19 protein-coding genes, 1 tRNA gene and 2 other RNA genes are annotated in these 25,113 nt (G+C 66.6%); 5 read left to right on the top strand and 17 right to left on the bottom strand.

What is annotated here, in order from left to right; genetic code table 11:
* Positions 1 to 7: 7 nt before the first annotated feature.
* The 10 genes from fliJ to purL form a co-directional block, all read right to left on the bottom strand.
* Positions 8 to 469, bottom strand: coding sequence for a flagellar export protein FliJ (gene fliJ / locus D577_RS0102060; RefSeq protein WP_018945937.1), 462 nt, complete (start codon positions 467 to 469; stop codon positions 8 to 10).
* Positions 466 to 1,845, bottom strand: a complete 1,380-nt coding sequence (locus D577_RS0102055) for a FliI/YscN family ATPase (protein WP_018945936.1) — start codon at positions 1,843 to 1,845, stop codon at positions 466 to 468. Before D577_RS0102055 ends, fliJ begins: the two co-directional genes overlap by 4 nt.
* Positions 1,842 to 2,606 (bottom strand): FliH/SctL family protein, encoded by a 765-nt coding sequence (locus tag D577_RS0102050; RefSeq protein WP_018945935.1) that lies wholly within the window; start codon positions 2,604 to 2,606, stop codon positions 1,842 to 1,844. The genes D577_RS0102055 and D577_RS0102050 overlap by 4 nt, the downstream gene beginning before the upstream one ends.
* Positions 2,603 to 3,616: a flagellar motor switch protein FliG gene (fliG, locus tag D577_RS0102045; RefSeq protein WP_018945934.1), complete on the bottom strand. Its 1,014-nt coding sequence runs from the start codon at positions 3,614 to 3,616 to the stop codon at positions 2,603 to 2,605. The genes D577_RS0102050 and fliG overlap by 4 nt, the downstream gene beginning before the upstream one ends.
* Positions 3,606 to 5,300 (bottom strand): flagellar basal-body MS-ring/collar protein FliF, encoded by a 1,695-nt coding sequence (gene fliF, locus D577_RS0102040; protein ID WP_026288860.1) that lies wholly within the window; start codon positions 5,298 to 5,300, stop codon positions 3,606 to 3,608. Before fliF ends, fliG begins: the two co-directional genes overlap by 11 nt.
* Before the next feature lie 29 nt (positions 5,301 to 5,329).
* The gene (fliE, locus tag D577_RS0102035; RefSeq protein ID WP_018869492.1) at positions 5,330 to 5,659 is read right to left on the bottom strand and encodes a flagellar hook-basal body complex protein FliE; all 330 of its coding nucleotides are present in this window, start codon (positions 5,657 to 5,659) and stop codon (positions 5,330 to 5,332) included.
* An 80-nt stretch (positions 5,660 to 5,739) separates the two neighbouring features.
* Positions 5,740 to 7,113: a sigma-54-dependent Fis family transcriptional regulator gene (locus D577_RS0102030; protein ID WP_018945932.1), complete on the bottom strand. Its 1,374-nt coding sequence runs from the start codon at positions 7,111 to 7,113 to the stop codon at positions 5,740 to 5,742.
* 144 nt (positions 7,114 to 7,257) lie between these two features.
* The gene (locus D577_RS0102025) at positions 7,258 to 8,658 is read right to left on the bottom strand and encodes a sigma-54-dependent Fis family transcriptional regulator (RefSeq protein ID WP_018945931.1); all 1,401 of its coding nucleotides are present in this window, start codon (positions 8,656 to 8,658) and stop codon (positions 7,258 to 7,260) included.
* Between the two features lie 65 nt (positions 8,659 to 8,723).
* Positions 8,724 to 9,263 (bottom strand): PilZ domain-containing protein, encoded by a 540-nt coding sequence (locus tag D577_RS0102020; protein WP_018945930.1) that lies wholly within the window; start codon positions 9,261 to 9,263, stop codon positions 8,724 to 8,726.
* Between the two features lie 24 nt (positions 9,264 to 9,287).
* Positions 9,288 to 13,160, bottom strand: coding sequence for a phosphoribosylformylglycinamidine synthase (purL, locus tag D577_RS0102015; RefSeq protein WP_026288859.1), 3,873 nt, complete (start codon positions 13,158 to 13,160; stop codon positions 9,288 to 9,290).
* Between the two features lie 131 nt (positions 13,161 to 13,291).
* On the opposite strand from purL, the gene ssrA reads away from it, so the two are divergent.
* Positions 13,292 to 13,653, top strand: a transfer-messenger RNA (tmRNA) gene (ssrA, locus tag D577_RS13920).
* Positions 13,654 to 13,791: 138 nt separating this feature from the next.
* Here the strand turns inward: ssrA and D577_RS13790 are convergent.
* From D577_RS13790 to D577_RS0101995, 5 genes are all read right to left on the bottom strand, one after another.
* Positions 13,792 to 14,397: a response regulator gene (locus tag D577_RS13790; protein ID WP_018945928.1), complete on the bottom strand. Its 606-nt coding sequence runs from the start codon at positions 14,395 to 14,397 to the stop codon at positions 13,792 to 13,794.
* The gene (locus tag D577_RS13915) at positions 14,376 to 14,687 is read right to left on the bottom strand and encodes a hypothetical protein (protein WP_244263428.1); all 312 of its coding nucleotides are present in this window, start codon (positions 14,685 to 14,687) and stop codon (positions 14,376 to 14,378) included. The genes D577_RS13790 and D577_RS13915 overlap by 22 nt, the downstream gene beginning before the upstream one ends.
* A 329-nt stretch (positions 14,688 to 15,016) precedes the next feature.
* Positions 15,017 to 16,780 (bottom strand): bifunctional diguanylate cyclase/phosphodiesterase, encoded by a 1,764-nt coding sequence (locus tag D577_RS0102005; protein WP_026288858.1) that lies wholly within the window; start codon positions 16,778 to 16,780, stop codon positions 15,017 to 15,019.
* Positions 16,764 to 17,174: a response regulator gene (locus D577_RS0102000; protein WP_018945926.1), complete on the bottom strand. Its 411-nt coding sequence runs from the start codon at positions 17,172 to 17,174 to the stop codon at positions 16,764 to 16,766. Before D577_RS0102000 ends, D577_RS0102005 begins: the two co-directional genes overlap by 17 nt.
* The gene (locus D577_RS0101995; RefSeq protein WP_018945925.1) at positions 17,171 to 18,649 is read right to left on the bottom strand and encodes a DUF3939 domain-containing protein; all 1,479 of its coding nucleotides are present in this window, start codon (positions 18,647 to 18,649) and stop codon (positions 17,171 to 17,173) included. The genes D577_RS0102000 and D577_RS0101995 overlap by 4 nt, the downstream gene beginning before the upstream one ends.
* A 217-nt stretch (positions 18,650 to 18,866) precedes the next feature.
* Between D577_RS0101995 and D577_RS0101990 the strand changes: the two genes are divergently transcribed.
* Positions 18,867 to 19,286: a secondary thiamine-phosphate synthase enzyme YjbQ gene (locus D577_RS0101990; protein WP_018945924.1), complete on the top strand. Its 420-nt coding sequence runs from the start codon at positions 18,867 to 18,869 to the stop codon at positions 19,284 to 19,286.
* Between the two features lie 11 nt (positions 19,287 to 19,297).
* Here D577_RS0101990 and rlmM read toward each other — a convergent pair whose 3' ends face one another.
* The gene (rlmM, locus tag D577_RS0101985; RefSeq protein WP_018945923.1) at positions 19,298 to 20,368 is read right to left on the bottom strand and encodes a 23S rRNA (cytidine(2498)-2'-O)-methyltransferase RlmM; all 1,071 of its coding nucleotides are present in this window, start codon (positions 20,366 to 20,368) and stop codon (positions 19,298 to 19,300) included.
* A 261-nt stretch (positions 20,369 to 20,629) separates the two neighbouring features.
* Complete coding sequence (soxB, locus tag D577_RS0101980; RefSeq protein ID WP_018945922.1) at positions 20,630 to 22,363, bottom strand: thiosulfohydrolase SoxB; 1,734 nt, start codon at positions 22,361 to 22,363, stop codon at positions 20,630 to 20,632.
* 438 nt (positions 22,364 to 22,801) lie between these two features.
* Between soxB and D577_RS0101975 the strand changes: the two genes are divergently transcribed.
* The 3 genes from D577_RS0101975 (at position 22,802) to D577_RS0101970 (ending at position 25,113) form a co-directional block, all read left to right on the top strand.
* Positions 22,802 to 22,892: transfer RNA gene (locus tag D577_RS0101975), tRNA-Ser, on the top strand.
* 40 nt (positions 22,893 to 22,932) lie between these two features.
* A non-coding RNA gene (locus D577_RS13910) (RtT sRNA) lies at positions 22,933 to 23,079 on the top strand.
* Between the two features lie 126 nt (positions 23,080 to 23,205).
* Positions 23,206 to 25,113 (top strand): nucleoside-diphosphate sugar epimerase/dehydratase, encoded by a 1,908-nt coding sequence (locus D577_RS0101970; RefSeq protein WP_018945921.1) that lies wholly within the window; start codon positions 23,206 to 23,208, stop codon positions 25,111 to 25,113.

The following is a 25,113-nucleotide window of genomic DNA, read 5'->3' as shown; positions in this document are numbered from 1 at the left end:
GTGCCTTTCAAGATTCCTGCCAGTTCACCGTACGTTCACCGGATTCCGGTTCCCGTGCGAAGGCCTGGCGGGTCGCCCACATGTCCTGCTCCACCTGCTGCCGCCGGGCCTGATGACGCTGGTCTTCGGCTCGCGTGCGTTCCAGCAGCTTTTCCAGCGACATGCAGTCGCGATGGTGTTCCAGCCATTGCTCGCGAGCCGTCTCCACCTGGCTTTCGGCCGCCTGGATGCGCAGGGCCTGCTGTTCCAGCGCCTCGCGCAGCTTCTGCCGCATGCCGGCCAGCCACTTGAGGGTGTTGGGGTCCTGCGGCATGGAGGCCGCCAGGTATTCCTGCTGGAAGGTTTCCAGCTGCTCGCGCTGGGCCTCGGCGGCGTTCAGCTGAGCAATGCGTTCGCCCAGTTCGCGAGTCGCCTCGGTCTCGCCGATCTGGCGGATGCGCAACAGCCGTTCGATGCGCTGCGGATTCATGCCCCGCCCCCGGTGAGTGCGATCAGCTGATCCCGCGCGGTGGCAAAATCCACCGCCTCGGTCGTGCCCTGCGCCAGGAACTGCTCCAGCCGGTCATGCATCGCCACGGCCTGGTCGAGGTGTGGATCGGCACCCTTGCGGTAGGCCCCCACCGAGATCAGGTCGCGGTTGCGCTGATAGGTGGCGGCCAGATCACGGAACCGCCGTGCCGCTTTCTCGTGTTCGGGCGTCGTCAGCGCACTCATCACGCGCGAGATCGATGCACCGACATCGATGGCCGGGTAGCGACCGGTCTCGGCGATCTCGCGCGAGAGCACTACATGCCCGTCAAGGATCGCGCGCGCAGCGTCCACGATCGGATCGTTGGGGTCATCCCCCTCGGCCAGCACCGTATAAAATCCGGTGATCGAGCCCCCGCCCACGTCACCATTGCCGGCACGCTCCACCAGCTGCGGCAGGCGCGCGAACACCGAGGCCGCATACCCCTTGGAGGCCGGCGGTTCGCCGATGGCCATCGCGATCTCGCGCGCGCCCTGGGCGAAGCGGGTCAGCGAGTCCATCAGCAGCAGCACGTTCAGCCCCTGGTCACGGAACTGTTCCGCCACCGTGGTCGCCACCCAGGCCCCGTGCTGGCGCAGCAGCGGCGATTGATCGGCCGGGACCGCCACCACCACCGTACGCCGGCGGGATTCCTCGTCCAGGATCTCGTGGATGAAGTCGTTGACCTCGCGCCCGCGTTCCCCGATCAGCCCGACCACGATCACGTCGGCGCTGGTGTGGCGGGTCATCATCCCCAGCAGCACGCTCTTGCCCACGCCGGAACCGGCGAACAGCCCCAGCCGCTGGCCGCGCCCGACCGACAGCAGCGCGTTGATCGCGCGTACGCCGGTATCCAGAGGCTCGCGCACCGGGGCGCGCGACAGCGGGTTGATCGGCTGTCCGTTGAGGGTGGCGCGGTCATGCGTTCGGATCGGCCCGAGGCCGTCCAGTGGCTCGCCACGGGCGTCGATCACCCGCCCCAGCAGGCCATTGCCCACCGGGACCGAACGCTGGGTGTCCACCGGCTCGATGCGGGCCCCGGGCACCAGCCCGGCGGCCGCCTCCTCCGGCATCAGGAACGTCCGGTCGTTCTGGAATCCGACGACCTCGGCGGGCACGGTTTCGCCCCGTTCGCCATGGATCAGGGCGCGGCCGCCCAGCGGCAGGCGCAGGCCCTCGGCCTCCAGGGTCAGACCGGTCACGCGCGACAGGATCCCCTGCGACTGCGGGGCCGCCACCCGTTCGACCCGCCCGCGCGACTGCTCCAGCCGTTCGCGCAGGCCCGCGGTGAGCCCGTCGCGCTGGCGTGTATGGGCATCGCGAATACTGGCGGTCATGCCGGATCCTCCTCATCACGGGCCGACGCATCGTCCCCGGGTTCCTCTCGCTTCTCCGGGGCAGCCCTGTCATGCGCGGGGGCCTCGACCGGCTCGCGCGGCTCCGGATCCGTGTCCGGCACGTTCGCGTGGCCGTCCCAGATGGCCTCCACGGCCTGCCGCAGACGGCGCTCCAGACTGGCATCCACTTCGGACGCACCCGCCTCAACCCGACAGCCACCGCGCGCCAGTTCCGGGTCCGGGACCCAGCTGATCTCGCCCGCCTGCGCGGACCCCCATTGCTCGACCAGGGCCTGGTCCTCGGGGTTCAGATGGACCCGCACGCTGCGATTGCGCCCCGGCAGCTGCCGCATCGCCTCATCCAGTACCTCGCGGATGATCTCCGGACGAGTCTGCAGCTCCACCCGGATCACCTGGCGCGCCAGCGCGGTCACCAGCGACAGGAGTTCCGGTTCCAGGGAATCCGCGGCATCGGCCAGCGGATCGCTGAGCCCCTGACCCACCGACTCCAGGGCCGCCACGGCCTCGCGCAGCTTCTTTTCCTCGCGCGCCCGCGCCGCCTTTTCGGCCTCCTGCTTGCCCAGTTCATGGCCCTCGGCGTAGCCCCGCTCGAAACCGTTCTGGCGCGCCTCTTCCTCGATCGCCTCGATCTCGGCGGCGGTGGGCAGGCGCCGCTGTTCCGGCTCGTTGCCGTTCTCGTCGAACTCCGGCGGCTCCCACAGGGAGGCCGCGCTGGCGGACCCGGCGTCGTGCACGCTCACAGCATCTGCTCCCCGCCCTTGCCGCCAAGCACGATCTCACCGTTCTCCGCCAGGCGGCGAGCGACCTGCAGGATCTCCTTCTGCGCCCCCTCGACCTCGGACACGCGCACCGGCCCCTTGGCTTCCAGGTCCTCGCGCAGCATTTCGGCGGCGCGTTTGGACATGTTGCTGAAGATCTTGTCTTTCAGGTCGTCGTCGGCACCCTTCATCGCCAGCACCAGGGATTCGGTGGACACCTCCCGCAGCAGGGTCTGGATCCCGCGGTCGTCGACGTCGATCAGGTTGTCGAAGACGAACATCAGCTCCTCGATACGGCCGGCCAGATCCTGGTCCATCTCGCTGACCGTATCCATGATCTCCGCCTCGCGCGACCCGTCCATCAGGTTCATGATGTCCGCGGCCGTCTTCACCCCGCCGACCATCGAGGTCTTGGCGGTGTTGTTGCCGGAAAGCTGACGGTCGAGGATGTCATCCAGCTCCTGCAGTGCCGAGGGCTGCACCCCGTCCAGGGTCGCGATGCGCATCACCACGTCGGACTGTACCCGCTTGGGCAGATAGCTGAGGGTCTCGGCGGCCTGATCCGCGTCCACGTGCGACATCACGATGGCGACGATCTGCGGGTGCTCGTTGCGCAGCATGTCGGCAATCGCGCGCGGGTCCAGCCACTTCAGGGCATCGATCCCCTTGGAGTTGCGTCCCAGCAGGATACGGTCGATCAGGCCCTCGGCCTTGTCCTCGCCCAGCGCGTTCTGCAGCACGCTGCGCACGTAATCGTCGGCGCCGATACCCAGCGCGGTCTGCTCGCGCACGTGCCCGGAGAAGTCCTCCAGCACCGCGTTCACGTCGGTGCGCGAGATGCGCTCCATGTTGGCCATGGCCGCGCCGATCTTCTGGACCTCCTTGGGCCCCATGTGGCGCATGACCTCGGCGGCGGAATCCTCACCGAGGCTCATCATGAACACGGCCGCCCGTTCCGCGCCATCCAGTTTGGACTTCTTGCTATCGGCCATCTTCGTTCAACCAGGTCTTCATTACCTGCGCCACGCGTTTGGGATCTTCCTTCACCATCCCCCGCACGGCCTCGAGGTCCATCTCCTGCTGATCCTCTTCCGGCCCGGTCAGCGAAGCCACCGCGGAGCCCTCACCGCTGGGACCGCCACCACCGGCCGCAGATTCCCCGCTCTGGTCGGTCAGGGCGAGATTCTCGTCCGACTCCGCCTGCGGCTGCTGCGCCGGGCGCGCGGTTGCACCGCTCATCAGATGTTTCAGGGCCGGACGGATCACGGTCAGCAGGATGATCAGGGCCAGCATCAGCGCCCCGATGAGCTTGGCCAGCTCCATGAACCAGGCCTGGGTCCAGAACGGGCGTTCTGCCTCGACGATTTCTTCCTCCACCGGCGCCTCGAACGGAGCACTGACCACGTTGATCGAATCCCCGCGCTGCTCGCTGAAGCCCACCGCCTGGCGGACCAGGTTCTCCAGACGCTCGATTTCCTCGGCGTCGCGTGCGACGCGCTGGACCTCGCCATCCTCGCCCACTTCCTCGCGGAAATCGACCACCACGGCGGTCGACAGCCGCTCGACGCCGCCGGGCATTTCGCGGATGTGGGCGATGCGACGATCCACCTCGTAGTTGCGCGTCGCGGACCCCGAGCGCTGACCGGCCGCCCCATTCTCACCATTTTCCGCGCCTTCGCCTTCTTCTTCGCCCACGGCGCCCCCGGCGGGCGGCTGATTGGTCAGCGCGCCCGGCACGCCCATCGGCCCTTCGCCGGCGTCCCCGCGAACATCTTCGGAGATCTGCTCCGAACGCAGCGCGATCGTGTCGGGGTCGTAGAGTTCTTCGGTACGTTCGATTTCGGAAAAATCGATGTCCGCCGACACCTGCACCCGCACGCGGTCGCCGCCCACGAGCGGCGACAGCAGGTCCCGGATCGCCTCGGCATAGCGGCGCTCCACCTGGCCCTGGAACGACAGACGGTCGCCACTGCTGCGCATGCCGCCCTCTTCCATTCCGTCCTCGGTCAGCAGCCGGCCCTGCTGGTCGACCACGGTCACGTTTTCGGGCGACAGGTCCGAGGTACTGGAGGCCACCATGTGGACGATGGCCCGGACCTGCGATTCGCTCAGGGAGCGGCCCCCGTGCAGGTGCACGGTTACCGAGGCGGTCGCCGGGGTGCGTTCACGCACGAAGACCGAATCCTGTCCTTCGGCGATGTGCACGCGGGCACGCTCGACCGCGTCCAGCGAAGAGACCGTGCGGCCCAGCTCGCCTTCCATCGCCCGGCGATGGCGCGCGCTTTCCATCATCCGGCTGGTGCCGATCCCGGTGTCCTCCTGCAGGAGCTCGAAGCCGACATCCCCGGAACGCGGCAGCCCTTCACCGGCCAGATGCAGGCGGGCTTCACCCACATCGCCGCGCGGCACCTTGATCTGACCGGTATTCGTATCAATACGGTAGCGGATGCCGGCCCCGTCCAGCGCGGTCACCACCTCCGCGGCCTCGTCCTGGTCGAGCGACGAATACAGCGGGACGAAGGTGGGGCTCATCGCCCAGAATACGATCCCCGCAATCACGGCCAGCGCACCGGCCAGCATGCCGATCAGGGCCAGCTGTCGGCCGGCCGGCATGGTGCCGAAATCCTTGATGCCGCCGCTGACGACGGCGGGCAGACTTTGCTGTGCTGCGGCCATGATCACGTCTCTCCGGAGGGATTACAGGCCTACACCTGCATCCGCATGATTTCCTGATAGGCATCCAGCAGGCGGTTGCGCACCTGATTGGTGGCCTCGAACGCCAGGCTGGACTTGTTCATCGCCACCATCACCTGCGGCAGGGACACGTTTTCATCGCCCAGTTCAAAACGGGTCTGCAGATCGGTCGCCTCCTGCTGCACCTCGTTCACGTTGCGCAGCGAGTCACGCAGGACGTTCTGGAAGTCGGCGCCACCGGCCTGACCGGTTCCACCTCCGGACGCAGGAGCCTCGACGCTCCCGCTTTCCGAGAGCTGCCGCATCTGCTGCAACACGTTCTGGATCTGCATTTCACTCATGCGTTACCTCCGGCTTCCACACGGGACGACGGTGCCTCGCCCCCGCTCAAACCAATCCCAAGCAAATGCCGGGCCAGCTCTCAGACCACTCCGGTGCGGGGGACATGGATGCCCGATTCGCGCAGTCGCGCGAGCTTGTAACGCAGGGTGCGCGGGCTGATTCCCAGCCGTTCCGCGGCCTCCTTGCGGCGCCCTCCCGCTTCTCGCAGCACGTTGAGGATCACCCGGCTTTCCTGGGTCTGCAGGGTCTGTTCCAGCAGAGGGGCCGACGGGATGTCGTCATCCGAAGCCGCCGGAACGGAAGGAGCGCCAGCCGCACTGACACCTTCGCCATGCTCCAGCATGTCGGCATCCAGCCAGATGGACTCGGCCGTGACCCGCCCGTCGCTGCGCTCGCCGGCCAGAGTGGCCGCCCGCTCCATCACGTTGGCCAGCTCGCGGGCATTCCCGGGCCAGTCATGCCCCATCAGCCGCGATTCGGCCTCCGGTGCCAGTTCCACGAGCCGGCCCTGGCTGGCGCGGGTCAGCAGCGCCCGCGCCAGCGACGGGATGTCCTCCGGCCGCTCGCGCAGCGGCGGGATCCGCACCGGGAACACGCTCAGGCGGTAATACAGGTCCTCGCGGAGTACCCCCTCGGCCACCGCCTCGCGCAGATCACGATTGGAGGTTGCGATCACCCGCACGTCGACGGGACGGGTGCGCCGCCCGCCCAGCGGTTCCACTTCCCGTTCCTGCAGCACGCGCAGCAGCTTGGGCTGCAGATGCACGGGGATTTCCGTCACCTCATCCAGCAGCAGCGTGCCACCGTCCGCCTGTACGAACTTGCCCGGCCGCGCCTCGATCGCGCCGGTAAAGGCCCCCTTCGCGTGCCCGAACAGCAGGGCCTCCAGCATGGCCTCGGGCAGCGCGGCGCAGTTGATCGCCTCGAACGGCCCCTGCGCACGGGCCGAGTGCGCATGGATCTGCCGCGCCAGCACCTCCTTGCCGACCCCCGACTCGCCCGTAATGAAGACCGTCGCAGCGGTTTGCGCGATCCGTTCGGCAAAGGCATCCAGCGAACGCATGCGCTCGCTGTGCGCCACCATTTCCGGGATCCGGGCCCGGGTGCCGGGGCCGGGGAGCTGATCGCGCAGCCACTGCGCCAGCGGCGCCGCCATGTCTGGGAGGCCGAAATGGGCATCCACGCCGGCGCGCATGGCGGCGATCTCGTTGTCATGGGTCGCATCCGGACTGATCACCGCGACCGGCAACCGTGCCGGGATCCGTTCACGCAGCGCGGCGGTCGCGGGATGGGCGATCAGGACGACCTCGGGGCGCTGCGCTTCCAGGGAGCGCTCGAGCTCTCCGTCGGTGCAGTCCTGGAGGCGAACCCGCGGGATGGTGGCCAGCACCTGCACCACGCGTTCACGCAGGGCGGCGTCGGCATTGACCAGAAGAAGGGTCGCTCGAGGCATCGGTGCAGTCCTGTCGATGGGATTCGGACTGCCTCAAGCAGTTAGTGTGCCACTATGAATAAATCCCGGTTATTCAGGTACCTGCAAACAGGGTTGCCGGTTTTCGTCGGGATCTCGACAGCGGCAACACCTTGCCACGGAGGCTCAGCCGTCAGAATCCCGTCCCAGTCCGAACTTGCGCATGCGCTCAACCAGCGTCGTCCGCCGCATGCCGAGCCGCCGCGCGGCCCGCGCCACCACATGACCGGTATCGGCCAGCGCCGCTTCGATCATCGAGCGTTCCAGGTCGTTGAGATAATCGCGCAGATCGACGCCTTCCGGTGGCAGGCCATCCGGTCCCGGCATGTTCGGGCCGGTGGCCGATGCCGACGACCCGGCCGATGCCCCGCCCGGTTCCGCCGCCGCACCGCTGCGATCCTCCACCCCTTCCGGACGCACGCGCGGCGGCAGCTGCCCCAGGTCCACCGGCAGATCGGGGTACATGATGGACAGCTGTTCCAGCAGATTGCCCAGTTCGCGGATGTTGCCGGTCCAGTCCAGACGTTCCAGGTGAGCCACCACCGCCGGCGTCAGGTGCGCGGGGCTGCCCCCCTGTTCGCGCAGCCGCTCCTCCAGCGCCGTGATCAGCTGCGGAATGTCACTGGCGCGTTCGCGCAACGGCGGCAGTTCAATGGGGAAGACGTTGAGGCGGAAGAACAGGTCCTGACGGAAATTCCCCTCCGCCACGGCCTCGTCGAGATTGCGATGGGTCGCGGCGATGATGCGCGCGTGCGTGGTGATGGACTTGTTCGACCCGACTCGTTCGAAAACGCGTTCCTGCAACACCCGGAGCAGCTTGACCTGCATGGGCAGGGGCATATCGCCGATTTCGTCCAGGAACAGCGTGCCGTCCTGCGCCAGTTCGAAACGTCCGGTGCGGGCGGTGAAGGCTCCGGTGAACGCACCCTTCTCATGGCCGAAAAGCTCGCTTTCCAGCAGATCCGGGGGAATCGCGCCGCAGTTGACCGCGACGAACGGCTTGTCGGCGCGATCCGAGGCATCATGGATGGCCCGGGCGACCACCTCCTTGCCGGAACCGGTCTCGCCGAGGATCAGCGCGGTGGCATCGGTTCGCGCGACCTGCGCCACCAGCCGCTTGACCCCGACCATGGTCGGATGGTGACCGACCAGTCCGGGTACGTCGTCATGCACGCGCTGACCGCCGAACCGCAACCACTGCAGGATCTGGGTCACCCGAGAAACCGACACCGGGTGTTCCACCACCCAGTCCACGGCCTGGTGCTCAACCTTGCCGCCGTCGGTCGGCTGGGCCACCACTGGCAGGCTGTCGGGTGCGGCATCCGCCTGGGCCGCGACCGTGGATGCCGGGCCGCACAACCAGATGGCGGCAGGTTCGCGAGGGCCATCGGTGAGTCCGTTCGCGTCGATGCGCGTCTCGGCCTCGCAGCCCATGGAGGCCAGGATGGCCCGTGTGTCACGGGCAGCTTCGGGTTCGCCCCCCAGGGCGATGTGGAGTCCGTGTTCGTCGTCCGCGGATGTCGCCATGCTGTAAGGCCCGGGTCGGAGTATGAGTGGCCTCATGCGTGAAGCCGATCACAGTATTATAGCGATCACCCACCCCCGTCAACTTTCTGTCGTTTCTCCGCGACGTCGCGTCGATGCAGACGGAAAATCCACCGCCCCAGGGCGTCGTGCATGCGGTCATCATGCGGGGTCCAGCGGATCAACTGGGCCTTGTTGCGACGTGTCGGGGGTTCGACACCCAGCACCAGGGGCTGGGGCAGAAAGTCGCTCAAATACAACGCCAGACGATCGGCATCTTCGGGCAGCGTGCCCTCCGGCAGCACGATACCGCCGCGGCTGATGACGACCGGCCGGACCGACGGGCGTTCGGGCTCCAGCGATTCGGCCAGCAGATGCACCAGCAGGTCCAGCTTGCGTTCCAGCCGTTGCAGTTCCTGGGTGGTCTCGTCCGCCACCCCGTGGGCGGCGTGGTTGCGTCCACCGCCGGCCTCGAACAGTTCGATACCGTCGACCAGACGCTCGGCCAGCTCGCCGTGGGTGAGCGGACGGCTGGTCGGACCCACCGCCAGCGATGTGTTCACTGTCAGGGTCTCCCCCAGCCAGTCACTCCAGTCCTGTTCGCTCATTATTTCCCCCTGTACGGCCGTCGGTCAGCCAACGAATGCCCGGGCGTTGCGGAACAAACGCATCCACGGACCGTCCTCGCCCCACTCCGCGGGGTGCCAGCTGTGCTGCACGGTGCGGAACACCCGTTCGGGATGCGGCATCATGATGGTCGCGCGGCCATCCTCGCTGGTAAAGGCGGTCGCGCCGCGCGGCGAACCGTTGGGGTTGGCCGGGTAGGCCTCGGCCGGGGAGTCGTCGGCCTCCACGTAGCGCAGCGCCGCCTGGTCGTACACCGGGGCCTCGCCGGGATATTCCACGCGCCCTTCTCCGTGCGACACCACCACCGGCAGCACCGACCCCCCCATCCCGTCCAGCAGCACCGACGGCCCCGGCTCCACCCGCACCAGCGACAGGCGCGCCTCGAACTGTTCCGAACGATTGCGCACAAAGCGGGGCCAGTGCCCGGCCCCCGGGATCAGCGGCGCCAGCCGCGACAGCATCTGGCAGCCATTGCACACCCCGAGACTGAAGGTGTCGTTGCGCTCGAAAAAGGACGCAAACAGCGTGCGCAGCCCCTCGTGATTGAGGATGGTGCGGGCCCAGCCGCCACCGGCCCCCAGTACGTCGCCATAGGAGAACCCGCCACAGGCGGCCAGGCCCTGCATGTCGGCCAGATCCCGCCGTCCCTCGAGCAGATCGGTCATGTGCACGTCCACCGGCTGGAAGCCCGCCCGTTCGAAGGCCGCCGCCATTTCCAGCTGCCCGTTGACACCCTGCTCGCGCAGGATCGCCACGCGCGGACGCGCCCCGGTCGCGATGAACGGCGCCGCAATATCTTCCGAGGGATCGAAATGCAGGCGTTCGGTGAGGCCGTCATCGGCATCGATCCGCGCATGCTCTTCGTCCGCGCATTCAGGATTGTCCCGCAACCGCTGCATGTGTCGGGTGGTCGCCTGCCACTGACGCTGGAGCCCGGCGCGCGTCGACTCCAGCAGGTTCTGCCCGGCCTGCGCGACCGTGACCGTCTCGTCCCTGCGCAGACGGGCCACCTCGTGCAGATGCGCGCCGAGACCGGCCTGTTGCATCGCCTCGCGCAGGGCGTCCTCGGCTCCGGTCCGCACCTGCAGAACCGCCCCCAGTTCCTCGTTGAACAGCCAGGCAGCCGGGTCCACCCCCGCCGGCACGTCGATGTCCAGGCCGAGACGTCCGGCAAAGCCCATCTCCAGCAGGGTCGTGATCAGGCCTCCGTCCGAGCGGTCGTGGTAGGCGCACAGCAGCCCCTCGCGGCGCAGGTGGCCGACCGCGTCCACGAATGCGCGCAACGCCGCCGGATCTTCAACATCCGGGGGCACTTCACCGATGCCGCCCGCCGTCTGCGCCAGGGCCGAGCCGCCCAGACGCATCTGGCCGGCCGCCAGATCGACGAACCACAGGCTGCCCCGCTCGCGGGCATCCGGCTCCGGGGTCAGGGTCCGGCGCGCATCCGCCACCGGGGCAAAACCCGACACCACCAGGGTTACCGGCGCATGCATGTGGCGCTCGTGACCGTCGGCGTCCTGCCAGACCGTGCGCATCGACAGCGAGTCCTTGCCTACCGGGATGCTGATGCCGAGCTGCGGGCACAGATCTTCGGCAACCGCCCGGACGGTATCGAACAGTCCGGCCTCCTCGCCCGACACCCCCGCAGCGGCCATCCAGTTCGCCGACAGGCGGATCGTCCGGGTGCCTTCGATGTCCGCGGCGGCCAGGTTGGTCACCACCTCGCCGATCGCCATGCGTCCGGAGGCCGGCCCCGAGAGGATCGCCACCGGCGAACGTTCACCCATGGCCATGGCCTCGCCGGTATACCCGTCGAAGTCCGTCAGCGTCACTGCGCAGTCCGCCACCGGCACCTGCCAGGGGCCGACCATGGGATCCCGCGCCACCAGGCCGCCCACCGAACGGTCACCGATGCTGATCAGGAAGTGCTTGGCGGCCACCGCCGGCAGATTGAGGACTCGCTCCAGCGCCTCCGCCAGATCCGTACCGGCCGTTTCCAGCGTCGTGACCGGCGGGGCCCGGCGCGCGTCCTCGCGCGTCATCTTCGGTGTGGCGCCCAGCAGCATGCCCATCGGCATGTCCACCGCCGGCTCGTTGAACAGCCGGTCATCCACTCGCAGGTGGCCGTCATCGGTCGCCTGCCCCACCACCGCGAACGGCGCGCGCTCGCGCTCGCAGATCGCGCGGAAGGTTTCGAGGGCCGCCGCGTCCACCGCCAGCACGTAGCGCTCCTGCGCTTCGTTGCACCACAGTTCCATCGGCGACAGGCCGGGCTCGGCGGTGGGTACCTCGCGCAGCTCCATGTGCCCGCCCCGTCCGGCATCGTCGAGGATCTCCGGGATCGCGTTGGACAGTCCGCCGGCACCCACGTCGTGGATGGAACGGATCGGGTTGCCTTCACCCAGCGCGGTGCAGCGATCGATCACCTCCTGGCAGCGCCGCTGGATCTCGGGGTTGCCACGCTGCACCGAGGCATAATCCAGGGCCTCGCTGCTCGAGCCGCTGGCCATCGACGACGCGGCCCCACCGCCCAGTCCGATCAGCATGGCGGGACCGCCCAGCACCACGATGGGCGTCTGTGCGGGCACCTCGCCCTTGTGCACGTGCTCGGCACGCATCGACCCCACGCCGCCGGCCAGCATCACGGGCTTGTGGTAACCGTACAGGACCTCTCCACCGTCCGGCTGCGGCAACGCGGACTCCAGCGTGCGGAAATACCCGCACAGCGCCGGTCGTCCGAATTCGTTGTTGAAGGCCGCGGCGCCGATCGGCCCCTCCAGCATGATGTTCAGCGCACTCTCGATCCGTCCCGGGCGCCCGAAATCCCGTTCCCACGGCTGCGGATACGCCGGAATACGCAGGTTGGACACAGTAAACCCGGTCAGGCCGGCCTTGGGCTTCGACCCCCGCCCGGTGGCGCCCTCGTCCCGGATTTCGCCGCCGGAGCCCGTGGCCGCTCCCGGCCACGGCGAGATCGCGGTCGGATGATTGTGGGTTTCCACCTTCATAAGCACCGGAAGATCCAGGTCCTCGCGACGGTATTCGCCATCGGGCCCGGGCATCAGCCGCACCCCGCGATGCCCCGCGATCACCGAGGCGTTGTCGCTGTAGGCAGACAGCACCCCGTCCGGATGGAGCCGATGGGTCTCGCGGATCATTCCGAAAAGCGTGCGGTCCTGCTCCTCGCCATCCACTACCCAGCGGGCGTTGAAGATCTTGTGCCGGCAGTGTTCGGAGTTCGCCTGCGCGAACATCATCAGCTCGGCGTCGGTCGGGGCCCGCCCCAGCGCTCGATAGCCTTCGGCCAGGTAATCGATCTCCTCTTCCGACAGCGCCAGCCCCAGCTCCCCGTTGGCGCGCGCCAGCGCGCTTCGGGCATCCGGCTCCAGGCCCACCCGTTGCAGCGAACGCGGCGTCTCCGTGCGGAACAGGGCGCCCGCGTCCGCGGGATCTTCGATGACCGCCTCGGTCATGCGGTCGAACAGGGGCGCAGCCATGTCCACAAGATCCAGCCCCTGCGGCAGCTCACCACCCACGTACCAGTGGGTACCCCGTTCGATCCGCTCCACGGCGGATTCCAGCCCCGCATGACGGGCAATCTCGGTGGCCTTGGATGACCAGGCGCTGATCGTGCCCGGGCGCGGGATCACCACGGGTTCGCGCACCGCCTCGAATGCCGGAGCGGACCAGGCCTCGCCTTCGTCCAGCAGCGCGGCCAGACGCTTCTCCTCGTCCGCATGGAGCCGGCGGTGCAGATGCACGAAATACAGATGACGCGCCGCCAGGCGGACCGGCACCCCGGTGCGCTCCTCCAGCGCCGCTTCCAGCGTCCGCAGTCGAAAGGAGGAAACCGCCGTGCCGCCTTGAAAAACCCGCATCATCTTCACCCGGTGTGCCGTGGTTGGACCTGTTTCGAGCCGCGCATTGTACCGGAGCACCGCCACCTCCGGGAGAATGTCGGAGGTGCACGGGAACTCCGACTGCGGTACCCTGTCCGAGTAGTTGCAAAGGGGGCGACCTGGATTCGACGCGGGTCGCGAAACCTGAGGTGCATGCCGAGGATGTAGTGAGCCTCGTAAAAATCACTGCAAAAAAATAGTTGCCAACGACGACAACTACGCACTCGCCGCTTAAAACCCGGTAGGGTGCCGTCCGACTGGAGCCGTGCTTGTGCGTCCAGTATCGGGCGTCGACTCTCACAAGCTCGCGGTGAAGCGTGCCCGGCGCGGATCCGTTAAAACTCAACCGGGATCGCCAGACGTCTTCCCTGCCTGTCGGGTAGCGGCTGGTTAAACGCAAAGACAGGATAAGCATGTAGAGCCGAGGGCGGAGGGCCTGCGGACGCGGGTTCGATTCCCGCCGCCTCCACCAGTTAAGCTGTAAAATCAGGCACCTACGGGTGCCTTTTTCTTGCGCCCCATCACCTGCCCAATCACGATGAGACAGGGAAACGCCGATCAGGCCACACGTGCGACCTCGAGCCGCTTTCGCGTGTGAGCGGGGATGTCTTCAGTCTGCCGCCTGGTGTTCGCTGATCACGGAGCGGATGTGCCCAAAGAGCTCTTCCAGCTCGCGAGGCTTTTTCCCGATTACCTCACTGACGCGGCCGTGGAGGCGTTCAAGCTCGGCATTCGACAACTCCTTGGCTGTCACCACGATAACCGGGATGTCCTTCCAGTCGGGGTTTCGACGAATCTCTTCCAGGAAATCGAAACCATCCATACGGGGCATCATCAGGTCCAGGAGGATTGCAGCTGGCGGCTCGGACCGAAGGCGCTCCAGGCCTTCGACTCCATCGCTGGCCAGAGAAACCATCCACCCGTCCCGTTGCAGAGTACGCTGCAGAACATCCCGTGTCCCGGCGTCGTCTTCCACCACTAGAATCCGGTTACGCGGCTCGGACGTCGTCAATTTCGAGAGCACGGTGGCAAGTCGCTTTCGATCCACTGGCTTGGTGACATAGTCCGTCGCCCCCAGCGCAAATCCTGTGGTCTTCTGATCCATGATCGTGACCATCACCACGGGTATATCGGTCAGAACACGATCGCGCTTGATCCGGCTCAGCACCGCCCAGCCGTCCATCTGCGGCATCATTACATCCAGCGTGATCGCCACCGGACGGATTTCCCTGGCCTTCTGCAGCGCCTGTTCGCCGTCCGTCGCGACCTCGACACAGTGCGCAACTGCCGGGCCAGAAGATCGCGTACGGAGGGGTCGTCATCCACCACAAGTATGGTCGTCCCGTGCGTGGCATTGCCGGTCGCCGACTCACCGCCCCGAACCTCCGGAGGGGTCTCGCCGGACGGCGTTGTCACCGGCAACTCCATCGTGAACGTAGAACCTTCCCCGTATTCACTGACCACACGGATTTCGCCACCAAGCATCTGACAGAAATGCCGCGTGATGGCCAGTCCCAGCCCTGTACCGCCGAATTTGCGGGTAGTGGAGGCATCTGCCCGTGAAAACGATACCCTTCATTATTCCCCCTCCCGGGTGCTTCCAGGCAGCGGCCCGGCAGCCCCTTGCATATACCGGTAACATGCTTTCTTGTTGAAGCTTTCACATTTCTCGAGCCCGGACAAGCCCGGGAGGCGCGGAAACGCGGATGCACTGGCTCGGACATGATCTGCCTCAATCCCTCCGTTCGGGAAACGAGGCATGGGGCCCTGAAGCGGCAGCTGGCCACCCCATACGGGTTCAGGGGTTGCGCTTATTCCGTGAATTCACGGGGGCTTCAGCTGTTCCACTGCTCCAGCCATCCGGCGAACTCGCCGGTGGGCATTGGTCGGGCGATGTGGAAGCCCTGCCCGAGGGCCACGCCGGCATCCCGCAGGTAAGCGAGCTGGTCCTCGTTCTCGATGCCTTCGGCAACGGTCTTGAGGCCGAAGTCATGCGCGAGGTGAATGATTGCGCGTATCACCGTATCGCTGCCCGCTTCGCCGGGTACGCCGTCGACAAACTGCTTGTCGATCTTGAGGGTGTCCACCGGCAACTGCTGCAGGTAGCCGAGCGAGGAATAACCGGTGCCGAAGTCGTCGATGGCAACCCGGAACCCGGCCTCGCGCAGCGTCTGCAGGCGCCCGATGGTATCGGTGCCGGTCTCGCACAGCATGGTCTCGGTGAGTTCGATCTCGATCGCTTCGGGTGGCAGTCCGTGCTCGGCGCACAGGGCTCGCATCTGATTGACGAAATCCGTATCGGCGAGATCCGCCGGCGTGATGTTCACCGCCAGCACGAACCTGCCTTCCCGGCCGTCGCGCAGCTCCGCGGCGATGCGAAAGGCAGTGGCGAGGACCCAGGGCGTGATCCGGCGGATGAAACCGCTGGATTCGGCGACCGGGATGAACCGCCCTGGCGGCACCAGCTCGCCGGAAGGCAGACGCCAACGGATCAGGGCCTCGGCACCGGCAATCCGGTTGTCCGTGAGCGATAGCTTGGGCTGCAGCCACAGCTCGAACTGGTCTTCGGCCAGTGCATCATGCAGCGCCGCCTCGGTGCGCAGATGATGCAGCATGGCCTCGCGCCGGTTCTCCGAATAGAACGCCGGCTCGCCCTCGCCCGCCTGTGCCGCGGCCATCATCGCCGCGTTGATCACACTTTCGGCGTCGCTGCCGTCTTCGGGGTAACTGGCAATGCCAATGCGGGCCCTGAGGTGGACCGACTCGCCGGCGATCCGGATCGGCCGACGCTCCATCTGTGCGAGGCGGCTGCACAGCGGCATCACCCGGTCCATGGGCAACGTGTCGTCGACAACCAGAGCACCCCAGTCCTCGGTATCCAGCCGGGCGAGCTCCGTCTCTTCCTCCAGCAGATGCGCGAATCGTTCGGTACAGGCGACCGCGGCACGATCAAGGCCGCGATGACCGAAGGTCTCGAGCACACTGGTGAACGGCGTGTGGATCACCACCACGTGAACCGATACGCCCTCTTCCCTTGCCCTTTCCAGCTCGCTGCGCACCCTTTCATGGAATAGCAGGCGGTTGGGCAGGCCCGTCACGCGGTCATAGTTCACGATGCGCACGAGCTCCTCGTGCCGGGTCTGAGCCTGATGGCGGGCACTCAGCAGGAGTTCCACGCGTTCGAGGAATTCGGAGCGGTCGACAGGGCTGATGACAAACTCGTCGACGATGGAACGCAGGCGGCCTGCCCGGCTGCGCAGGTCCGCACGCGGGAGCATCAGCATCACGGGCAGGAACACCGGCTGCTGGGCGCTCTTCGCTTCGTACAGCGCATCATGCCAGCGCACCAGCCCCGGGCCGTCGCCGATGGCCAGGTCAAAGCCGTCTGACGGCAGTTCAATATTGTCTGGATGGACCACCTGGTAACGCGCCGACAACAGATTCTCCACCTGCTGGCGATTGCCGCGTCCGTCCATCAGCGAGAGGATGCGGGGGGGCTTCCCGACGTCAGTGGCCGAGGCCTGCGAGGCCACCGGCCGCCAGGCGGCGGGGGGCGGGACATTCGTCCCCGAATCACCCGGATCAGGCCTGTCCGTCATCCGCGTCCTCCCTGGTGGATCCCGTCCCCGGCTGCAGGCTCCGGAGCAGATTCAGCAATGCCTCCTTGGCGACCGGCTTGTACAACACACTGGCCGCCCCGTACTGCAGCGAACGGTTCCCGGCATCACGATGGCGATTGGTGGAAAGGACGACGAACGGGATGCCATGGTCCTGCAGTCGCTGACACATCGGCCAGACCGTCTCGCCGAAGCCCGATGGATCGACCAGCGCAACCCAGTGGCCTTCCCGTTGATTCAGCAGTGCCTGCAGTTCGTCCGCCGTGGATGCCCGGGCTGCCGCCATGCCCGCTTCCTCGGCGGCCCGGGCCAGCACGCGTGCATTGCCCGGCTGATACACGATCAGGATCACGCCGAGCGGGGTTTCCGCGGTCATGTCTTGTCCTTCCGGCCGCCATCGCCCTGAAGTACCGCACTGGCCGGCTGCCCGACCCGGAAACCACCCGGAGCGATCTCGAAGCGGCGCTGAACCCGTTCAAAATTGGACATCCGTTTCTTCAGGATCCCGATCAGCTTTTCCAGGGTATCGCCCCCATGGACATAACGGAAAAAGATCACGTTGTCCGCCAGATGGCTGATGTCGCGCGACGAAATCTGGAAATCTTCGCCGAAGGCATGGTTCTCGTTGACCAGGAGCACCGTAATGCCGCGCCTCGACAGCGACTTGGCGAGCGTGTGCAGCGGGCGGTGGACGGCCTCGTCCGGGTTCAGGGCCATGTCGAAGCCGGTAACACTGTCGATCACCACGAGATCGATGTTTTCCTCCTCAATCCGCTGCAGCAGGTCTGCCATGAACTCCTCGGCGAGATATCGCAGCGGTTCGATCTGTTCCACCCGCAGGTTCTCCGATTCCAGCGGACCGTCCACGTCGATTTCCAGGTTCCGCAGCCGCCGTAGATAGCCATCCAGCTCCTCCTCGAACTGGAACACGCTGGCGCGATGACCGTCCCGGGCCGCCACGGCCGCGATCATGGCCGCCACGGTCGACTTTCCGACACCACTGGGGCCGGTGATCAGTGTGATGGTGCCACTCTCGAGGCCGCCATGGAGCATCTCGTCCAGATCGCCATTCCCGCTGCGGAACTGCACGCTGCCCGCGCCGTTCGTCAGCCGTCGCATTGGCGGCAGGATGCGCGGAAACACCTCCACGCCACTCTCGTCCACCCGGTACTGGTGCGGCCCCCGACGGGTCCGCGAGCCGCGCAGCTTCGACACCTCGACCGTGGGGCTGGAGATGCCCGGGTCCAGGGTGATGACACCGTCCGCCAGAAACTGGAGGTCGTCATCGGGGCTCTCCGCCGAAAACTCCGAGGTAAACATCGCGGTGACGCCCCGATCGACGAGAAACCGCAGCAATGAAACCACCTGCTGGCGGAACTGGTAGCGGTCGGCGGACATGAGCCGCAGGTGGGTCAGCGAGTCGATGAAAACCCGTTCCGGCTGGATGCGTTCGACCGCCTCGACCACCGTATCGATCATCGGGGCCTGCTCGACATCGGAGGCGGCGAAGACATCGTAGGTCTCGGCGCCGGTAAAAAATTCCTCGGATGGGGCCAGGCTCAGGAACTCGATGCGGCGGGTATCGAGACCGACCCTGGCCGCATTCGCCTGAAGCTCCGCCTCCGGCTCCTGAAAACCGATGAAAAGTGTTCGCTCTTCCTCCTCCGCCGCGAGGAGAAAACTCAGACCAATGGTGGTCTTGCCCAGCCCGGGACCACCACGCAGAAGGTAGCCGCGGCGGGCGATCAGCCCTCCGTCAAGAACCTGGTCCAGGCCGGGAACGCCGGAGGAGACCCGTTCCAGCTCCCCGGCGACCGTGGATGGGTCGGCGTCACGTGTCACTGAGTCCATGTCATGCTTCCTTGTCGGTTGCTGGATTGAACCCTGTTCCCATTGACCAATAATGGTTTCTGCCGGTTCCCTCGGCATCCCCTTGCCAATCATGCCCGGCTTCCGGTCTTCCACGAAAGGGAGCACCCGAGCGTTGCGCCGTCCCGGTAGGATCATGGTCCCGCATGCGGTATAAACACCCCACCCCCGCCCAGGTAACCCTTGCAAGGAGATCGGGATGCCCGTGTACCAGCAGCCACTCACCTTCCACACCCGCGGGCGCCAGAGCCTGGACATCACCCGCGAGGTTGCCCGAATCATCGGCGATTCCGGCATCACCACCGGCACCTGCCACGTCTTCCAGCACCACACCAGTGCGTCGCTGCTGATCACCGAGAACGCCGCCCCGGACGTCCGGCGCGATCTGGAGACGATCCTGGCCCGGCTGGCGCCGGACGGCGACCCCGCCTACCGCCACGACATGGAAGGCGACGACGACATGGCCGCCCATGCCCGGGCCATGCTGACCCACAATGACCTCACTCTCCCGGTCACCCGCGGCCGCCCCGCTCTGGGTACCTGGCAGGGGGTCTTCCTCTGGGAGCACCGTTACGCCGGACACGACCGTCGTATCACCGTGACCGTGCAGGGCGAATAACCCGGTTTTCTTCAGCCGGCCGCACCACGGGCCGGACGGGCGTGCACGGTGATTTCCTCGCGATCGTGATACAGCTGGCGCGCGCGCAGGCGAAATCCGTGCCCGGCCAGCCGGCCCTCCAGTCGATCAAGACATTCACGCACGGTCTCGTAGCGCTTCTTCATTGGCAGCTTGAGGTTAAAGATTGCCTCTTCCGCCCAGCCCGCTTCCAGCCAGTCGCCGATGCGGTCCGCGACGCGCCCGGGCCGGTCCACGATGTCGCACACCAGCCAGTGCACCGGACGCGGGGGCATCCAGGTGAACGCATCCTCGCGGATATGCTCCACCTGGCCCCCGGCCATCAGGTCGGCATCCATCGGACCGTTGTCCACGGCCTGGACATGCAGGCCGTGCCGCACCAGCTGCCAGGTCCAGCCCCCCGGCGCCGCCCCCAGATCCACCGCCGTCATGCCCTCCGCCAGTCGCTGTTCGCGCTCCTCGGGTGTCAGGAACTGGTGCCAGGCTTCCTCGAGTTTCAACGCGGAACGGCTGGGCGCCGCGCGCGGGGCCTTCAGCCGCAGGATGCCCCCCGGACGGTCGCTGCTGCTCTCCGGCGCGGCCAGACCCAGCTGCACACGGTCCCCGGCCGTCCAGAAACAATGAAGACGACAACCCTGCGCCTCACCCTGTCCGCGCAGCGCGCCGGCCTTGCGCAACGCCGAGGCCAGCGGGCGCTCCAGTGCCTTTCCGAGGCGGTGCAGCTCCTTGCCCTTGTTGGTATCCGGCGTCTCGTGCCAGATGGCCTCAAACGCCCAGCCGCTCGCGCGGATCCGTTCCACGACCGGGCTCACCCGATCTTCGCGTGACAGGCCCTCCAGCGGATGCAGCGCGGGGAGGCGCTGGCGCGCGAAGATCCGCTCTTCCAGGGAAAACGCGTCGCGCAGCGGTGCCGGATCGCCATCGGCCGATAACAAGCGGACGAAGGCCGTCCCTTCACCGAACCGTGGATAGACGGCCAGGCCTTCGCGCGCGGCTTCCGCGGCCAGCTCGCCGGCCAGGTCCTTTTCGAATCCTGCCCGGCAATAAAAAAGCAGTTCTTCCATGATCCTCCCCAAGTAATTCCGCGCGCCTGCGGCGCCCTGTGGAGCGGCCCCGGCCGCGAATCGCGGCGCCAATCAACACCCCGCGTTGTTCGCGTGCAAGCACGCTCCCATCAAGGGTACCCCGAGAAACCACCCCGGGAGCCTTTCCGGGATCCCTCCTTCACTCGGGGCCTCTCGGGGGCAACAAAAAGGGCCGCCCCTCGCGGGACGGCCCTTCACGATCCGGCTCCGGATCGCAAGGATCCGGAGCATCTGGCGGCCTTAGCGAGCCAGGCCGGGATCGCCCTCCACGTTCTTCAGCTTCGGCAGGTAGGGCTCGCCCACGTTGACCGTATCCTGGTTGCGCAGCCAGTTACCCACCACTTCCCAGACCGGGGGCGTGTCATGCGGCTGATGCACGTCGGCCCAGCCCGCCACCACATAGCGCCGTTCCGGATCCATGGGTTCGCCATTGATCTCCATGTCGGTGATGCGCTCGCCCATCGGCTTGTGCGGGTCGATGGTGTAGCGGACACCACCGGTGCGCACCATGTCACCGCCGCGATGACGATACGGGTCTTCGTTGAAGATCGAGTTGGCCACGTCTTCCATCGCGTGCTTGAGATCCGCGCCGGTCATCTCGTTGCGCGTGGTCTCGGAGTACGTCGTCGCGGTCTGGGTCATCAGCTCTTCGAAAGTGATCGGCTGGCCCGGCAGCACGCTCACGCCCCAGCGGAAACCCGGCGACAGCGCGACTTCGGCGTCCATCTCCTCCATCATCGCCTGCACGATGACCTCGTCGAAGGTACCGTTGAAGTTGCCACGGCGGTAGAGGACGTCGTCGGTCACCGCCAGTTCTTCCCGCAGCTTGTCCTCGAACGGCTTGCGCACCTCTTCGATGTGCGCCTCCATCTCCGGATCCGCGTCCAGGATGTTGGCGAACACCGGCAGCATCTTGAAGCGGTAGTCCTTGATGCCGCTGTCGTTCACATCCAGATCCAGCACGCCCAGGAACTTGCCGTTGGAACCGGCGTTGGTCACCAGCGTGCGCTCGCCCGCGGCGTTCTCGATCTCCAGCGCACCCGGGATCGCGTCGTGGGTGTGGCCGCCCATGATCACGTCGACGTCGCGCAGCCGGCGGGCCATTTCGATGTCCGTCACCATGCCGTTGTGCGACAGGATCGCCACGACCTTCGCGCCCTTCTGACGCACCTCGTCGATCATCTGCTGCATCTTGTCGTCACGGATGCCGAACGACCATTCCGGGAACATGTAATCCGGATTGGCCACCGAGGTGTACGGGAAGGCCTGTCCGATCACGGCCACCGGGACGCCGTTCATCTCGCGGATGGTGTAGGGCTCGAAGATCCGGTCACCCCAGTCGCGGTCCTCGACGTTCTGCGCGACGAAGTCGATGCCGTTGGGCTTGAAGTCGTTCTCGATGACTTCCTTGACGCGCTCGTCACCGAAGGTGAACTCCCAGTGACCGGTCATCACGTCCACGCCCAGGAGCTTCTGCGCGTCGACCATGTCCTGCCCGCCGGTCCACAGCGAGGTCGCCGAACCCTGCCAGGTGTCGCCACCGTCCAGCAGGAGGGAGTTCGGCCGGTCCGCACGCAGGCGCTTGACCAGGGTCGACAGATGCGAGAAGCCGCCGACCCGACCGTACTTCTCGGCCGCCTCGGCGAAATCGAGGAAGGTCAGCGCATGGGCCTCGGGCGTGCCCTTTTCGACCCCGAAGTGGTCGAGCAGCGCCTCGCCGGCCAGCACCGGCGGCTTGCCCTGCATGTCCCCCACGCCAATGTTCACGTCCGGCTCACGGAAATAGACCGGGCGCAGCTGCGCGTGGCAGTCGGTGTAATGCAGCAGAGACACGTTCCCGAACGGAGAAATGTCGTAGAAATCCGACGGCGCGCGCTGCCAGTCGATGCTCTCGCCCGCCCAGGCATTGGTGGCGAGACCGGCCGCGCTGGCGGCCACCATGACTTCGAGGAATTCCCTCCGCGTGAGGTTCATATACCACTCCTGAGTGTTAGGACCTGAATGAAGTAAAGACGTCGGCCGGGTAGCGCTGCCAGACGCCCTGGTGAACGAAAAGACGTCGGCCCGACATCGGTTATTCCGTCCCGACAGAGGCCATTGCTACAGCGTGACGCGGAACGGCGGCTGCGTCGCAAAACGCCCACACGCTAAGGGGATAACAAAAAAGGCCCCTTCGTCCTGAAGGGGCCAACACGCGACATACACCACTTGACGGTGCCCGGCTCGGGGCAGAGAGCCTGCCGGCGACCACCACCGCAGAAAGCGGACAGTTCAAGTGTAGCGTCAGGAGAAAGCGAGTTCGTGATGCAGATCAACGAGTAATGCCGGCATCCCCCGAGGCCCGCCACTCGGGAACGCGCGATCTCGTCCATTGCACACGGCGCCGATGTCGTTTAACCTTTCGCAGCTTACGGAGAGGTGGCCGAGCGGTCGAAGGCGCACGCCTGGAAAGTGTGTATACGGTAACCCCGTATCGAGGGTTCGAATCCCTCCCTCTCCGCCAGATTTCAGAATCAGGGGGCAACCGGGCCCCTGATTCCATGTAAATCCCGGTCGGATGAGGGATTCGAACCCGAGGAATCGGACAAGCCGGGTTCGACGGGTGCCGCACCGCGGCACCCGAACATCGTCGCAGGCGATGGCCCGGAGGGCGAGCCACAGCGTGGCGAGTAATCCCTCCCTCTCCGCCAGATTTCAGGGGGTATTCCGGCGCCCGCAGCGGGCAACGCCGGAACTCGGCAAGAAAGGGCCCTCGCGGCCCTTTTTTTACATCGGCTCCGCGTATGGCGCGCACTCCGCGCCGGGACCAGGGAAGAATGGGCAACCCCAAGGATCAAACGGGCGACCACCGCACCCGCTGGCTGGGCTCCCTCATCAACCTGCCGCGCCGAACCAAGCGCTGGCTGATGGTCGCGGCCGATGTGGCCATGCTTCCGCTCGCCCTGTGGACGGCCTTCGCCCTCCGTCTGGCCGAACCCCTGCCCGAAGCCCTGATCAATGCCTGGTGGCTGTTTCCCCTGCTGCCGGTGGTCGGTGTGTTCATCTTCGCCCGGCTGGGCCTCTACCGTGCCGTGGTTCGTTTCATGGGAATCCGCGCGGTATGGTCCGTGGCCACCGGGGTCGTCCTGCTCGCCGGATTCCTGTGGGCGGCCGCGGCGATTGGCCGGCTGGACGACTTCCCTCGCCTGGTCCCGGTGGCCTTCGCCCTCCTGGCCTTCATCTACGTGGGTGGCAGCCGTTTTCTCGTGCGCAGCTGGTACCAGAACGTGAACGAACTGCGCCGCCACGCGGAACCCGTACTGGTCTATGGCGCCGGTGCCGCCGGGATGCAGCTCGCTGGCGGCCTCGGCACCACCGGGCAGTTCCGCATCATCGCCTTCATCGACGACAACCCGGCCCTGCAGGGGCAGGCGATCAACGGCATTCGGGTCCACCCCCCGCAGATGATCGGGACGCTGATGCACCAGTACGGCATCCGGCGCATCCTGCTGGCCGTTCCTTCGGCCTCGCGCTCGGCGCGCAAGGCCATCCTGGAGCGCCTCGAGCCCTATCCCCTGCATGTGCAGTCGGTACCCTCCATGGAGGCCGTCGTCTCCGGCCAGGCGCGCCTGGACCAGCTCGAAGATATCGACGTGGCGGATCTCCTGGGACGCGACCCGGTGCCGCCTCAGCCGGACCTGCTGCAATGCAGCATTGTGGATCGCCGCGTAATGGTCACCGGTGCCGGCGGCTCCATCGGCTCGGAGCTGTGCCGGCGCATCCTCCGCCAGGGACCGGCCGAACTCGTCCTGTTCGAACGCAACGAATTCGCGCTCTACCGTATCGAACACGAAATGCAGGCACTGCGTGCCGAGCTCGGCCTGGACTGCCCGATCCATGCCGTTCTGGGGTCGGTCACCCTGCCCCGGCGGGTGGAATCCGTCCTCGCCCGCCACCGGATCCAGACCCTTTACCATGCGGCCGCCTACAAGCACGTACCCATCGTCGAGGAGAATGCCGTCGAGGGAGTGCGCAACAATGTCCTCGGAACGCGGGTGCTGGCCGACGCCGCGATCGCGGCCGGCGTGGAACGATTCATCCTCATCAGTACCGACAAGGCCGTGCGCCCCACCAACGTCATGGGCGCGAGCAAGCGGCTGGCGGAAATGATCCTGCAGGACCGGGCAGCCGGCACCCCGGCTACCGTGTTTTCCATGGTGCGCTTTGGCAACGTCCTCGGATCATCCGGTTCCGTCGTGCCCCTGTTTCATCGCCAGATCCGGGAAGGCGGCCCCGTCACGGTGACCCACCCCGAGATCACGCGCTACTTCATGTCCATCCCGGAGGCCGCCGAGCTGGTGATCCAGGCCGGCACCATGGCCGGCGGCGGTGAGGTCTTTGTCCTCGACATGGGCGAGCCCGTACGAATCCAGGATCTCGCCCGACGCATGATCCGCCTGCACGGCCGCCAGGTCCGGGACGACAACGGCGACCCGCCCGACGGCGTGGCGATCCAGTTCACCGGGCTGCGCCCGGGCGAAAAGCTCTACGAAGAACTGCTCATTGGCGACAACGTGGAGAGCACGCGACACCCCCGTATCATGCAGGCTCGCGAAGACCGGGCGCCGGCGGATGCCCTGAACCAGGCACTGCAAGACCTGGAAGAAGCGGATCGGGCCATGAATGCCGAAGCGACCCGCACCCGGCTCCGGGAAATCGTCCCCGAATACCGGCCGGCCAGCTGA

This window comes from Thioalkalivibrio sp. AKL17, from assembly GCF_000377885.1.
In the GTDB taxonomy this organism is placed as follows: Bacteria; Pseudomonadota; Gammaproteobacteria; order Ectothiorhodospirales; family Ectothiorhodospiraceae; genus Thioalkalivibrio; species Thioalkalivibrio halophilus.
This window is presented reverse-complemented; position numbering and strand designations above follow the sequence as displayed.

Excerpts from the sequence above, each read along its gene's own strand:
- D577_RS0102020 (WP_018945930.1), bottom strand. The coding sequence starts at position 9,263 with ATGAGCGAACAGGACTGGAGTGACTGGCTGGGGGAGACCCTGACAGTG.
- soxB (WP_018945922.1), bottom strand. The coding sequence starts at position 22,363 with ATGAACCTCACGCGGAGGGAATTCCTCGAAGTCATGGTGGCCGCCAGC.
- D577_RS0102005 (WP_026288858.1), bottom strand. The coding sequence starts at position 16,780 with ATGACGGACAGGCCTGATCCGGGTGATTCGGGGACGAATGTCCCGCCC.
- rlmM (WP_018945923.1), bottom strand. The coding sequence starts at position 20,368 with ATGGAAGAACTGCTTTTTTATTGCCGGGCAGGATTCGAAAAGGACCTG.
- D577_RS0101990 (WP_018945924.1), top strand. The coding sequence starts at position 18,867 with ATGCCCGTGTACCAGCAGCCACTCACCTTCCACACCCGCGGGCGCCAG.
- fliF (WP_026288860.1), bottom strand. The coding sequence starts at position 5,300 with ATGGCCGCAGCACAGCAAAGTCTGCCCGCCGTCGTCAGCGGCGGCATC.
- fliE (WP_018869492.1), bottom strand. The coding sequence starts at position 5,659 with ATGAGTGAAATGCAGATCCAGAACGTGTTGCAGCAGATGCGGCAGCTC.
- D577_RS0101995 (WP_018945925.1), bottom strand. The coding sequence starts at position 18,649 with ATGGACTCAGTGACACGTGACGCCGACCCATCCACGGTCGCCGGGGAG.
- purL (WP_026288859.1), bottom strand. The coding sequence starts at position 13,160 with ATGCGGGTTTTTCAAGGCGGCACGGCGGTTTCCTCCTTTCGACTGCGG.
- D577_RS0102055 (WP_018945936.1), bottom strand. The coding sequence starts at position 1,845 with ATGACCGCCAGTATTCGCGATGCCCATACACGCCAGCGCGACGGGCTC.
- D577_RS0102030 (WP_018945932.1), bottom strand. The coding sequence starts at position 7,113 with ATGCCTCGAGCGACCCTTCTTCTGGTCAATGCCGACGCCGCCCTGCGT.
- fliJ (WP_018945937.1), bottom strand. The coding sequence starts at position 469 with ATGAATCCGCAGCGCATCGAACGGCTGTTGCGCATCCGCCAGATCGGC.
- D577_RS0101970 (WP_018945921.1), top strand. The coding sequence starts at position 23,206 with ATGGGCAACCCCAAGGATCAAACGGGCGACCACCGCACCCGCTGGCTG.
- D577_RS0102025 (WP_018945931.1), bottom strand. The coding sequence starts at position 8,658 with ATGGCGACATCCGCGGACGACGAACACGGACTCCACATCGCCCTGGGG.
- D577_RS0102000 (WP_018945926.1), bottom strand. The coding sequence starts at position 17,174 with ATGACCGCGGAAACCCCGCTCGGCGTGATCCTGATCGTGTATCAGCCG.
- fliG (WP_018945934.1), bottom strand. The coding sequence starts at position 3,616 with ATGGCCGATAGCAAGAAGTCCAAACTGGATGGCGCGGAACGGGCGGCC.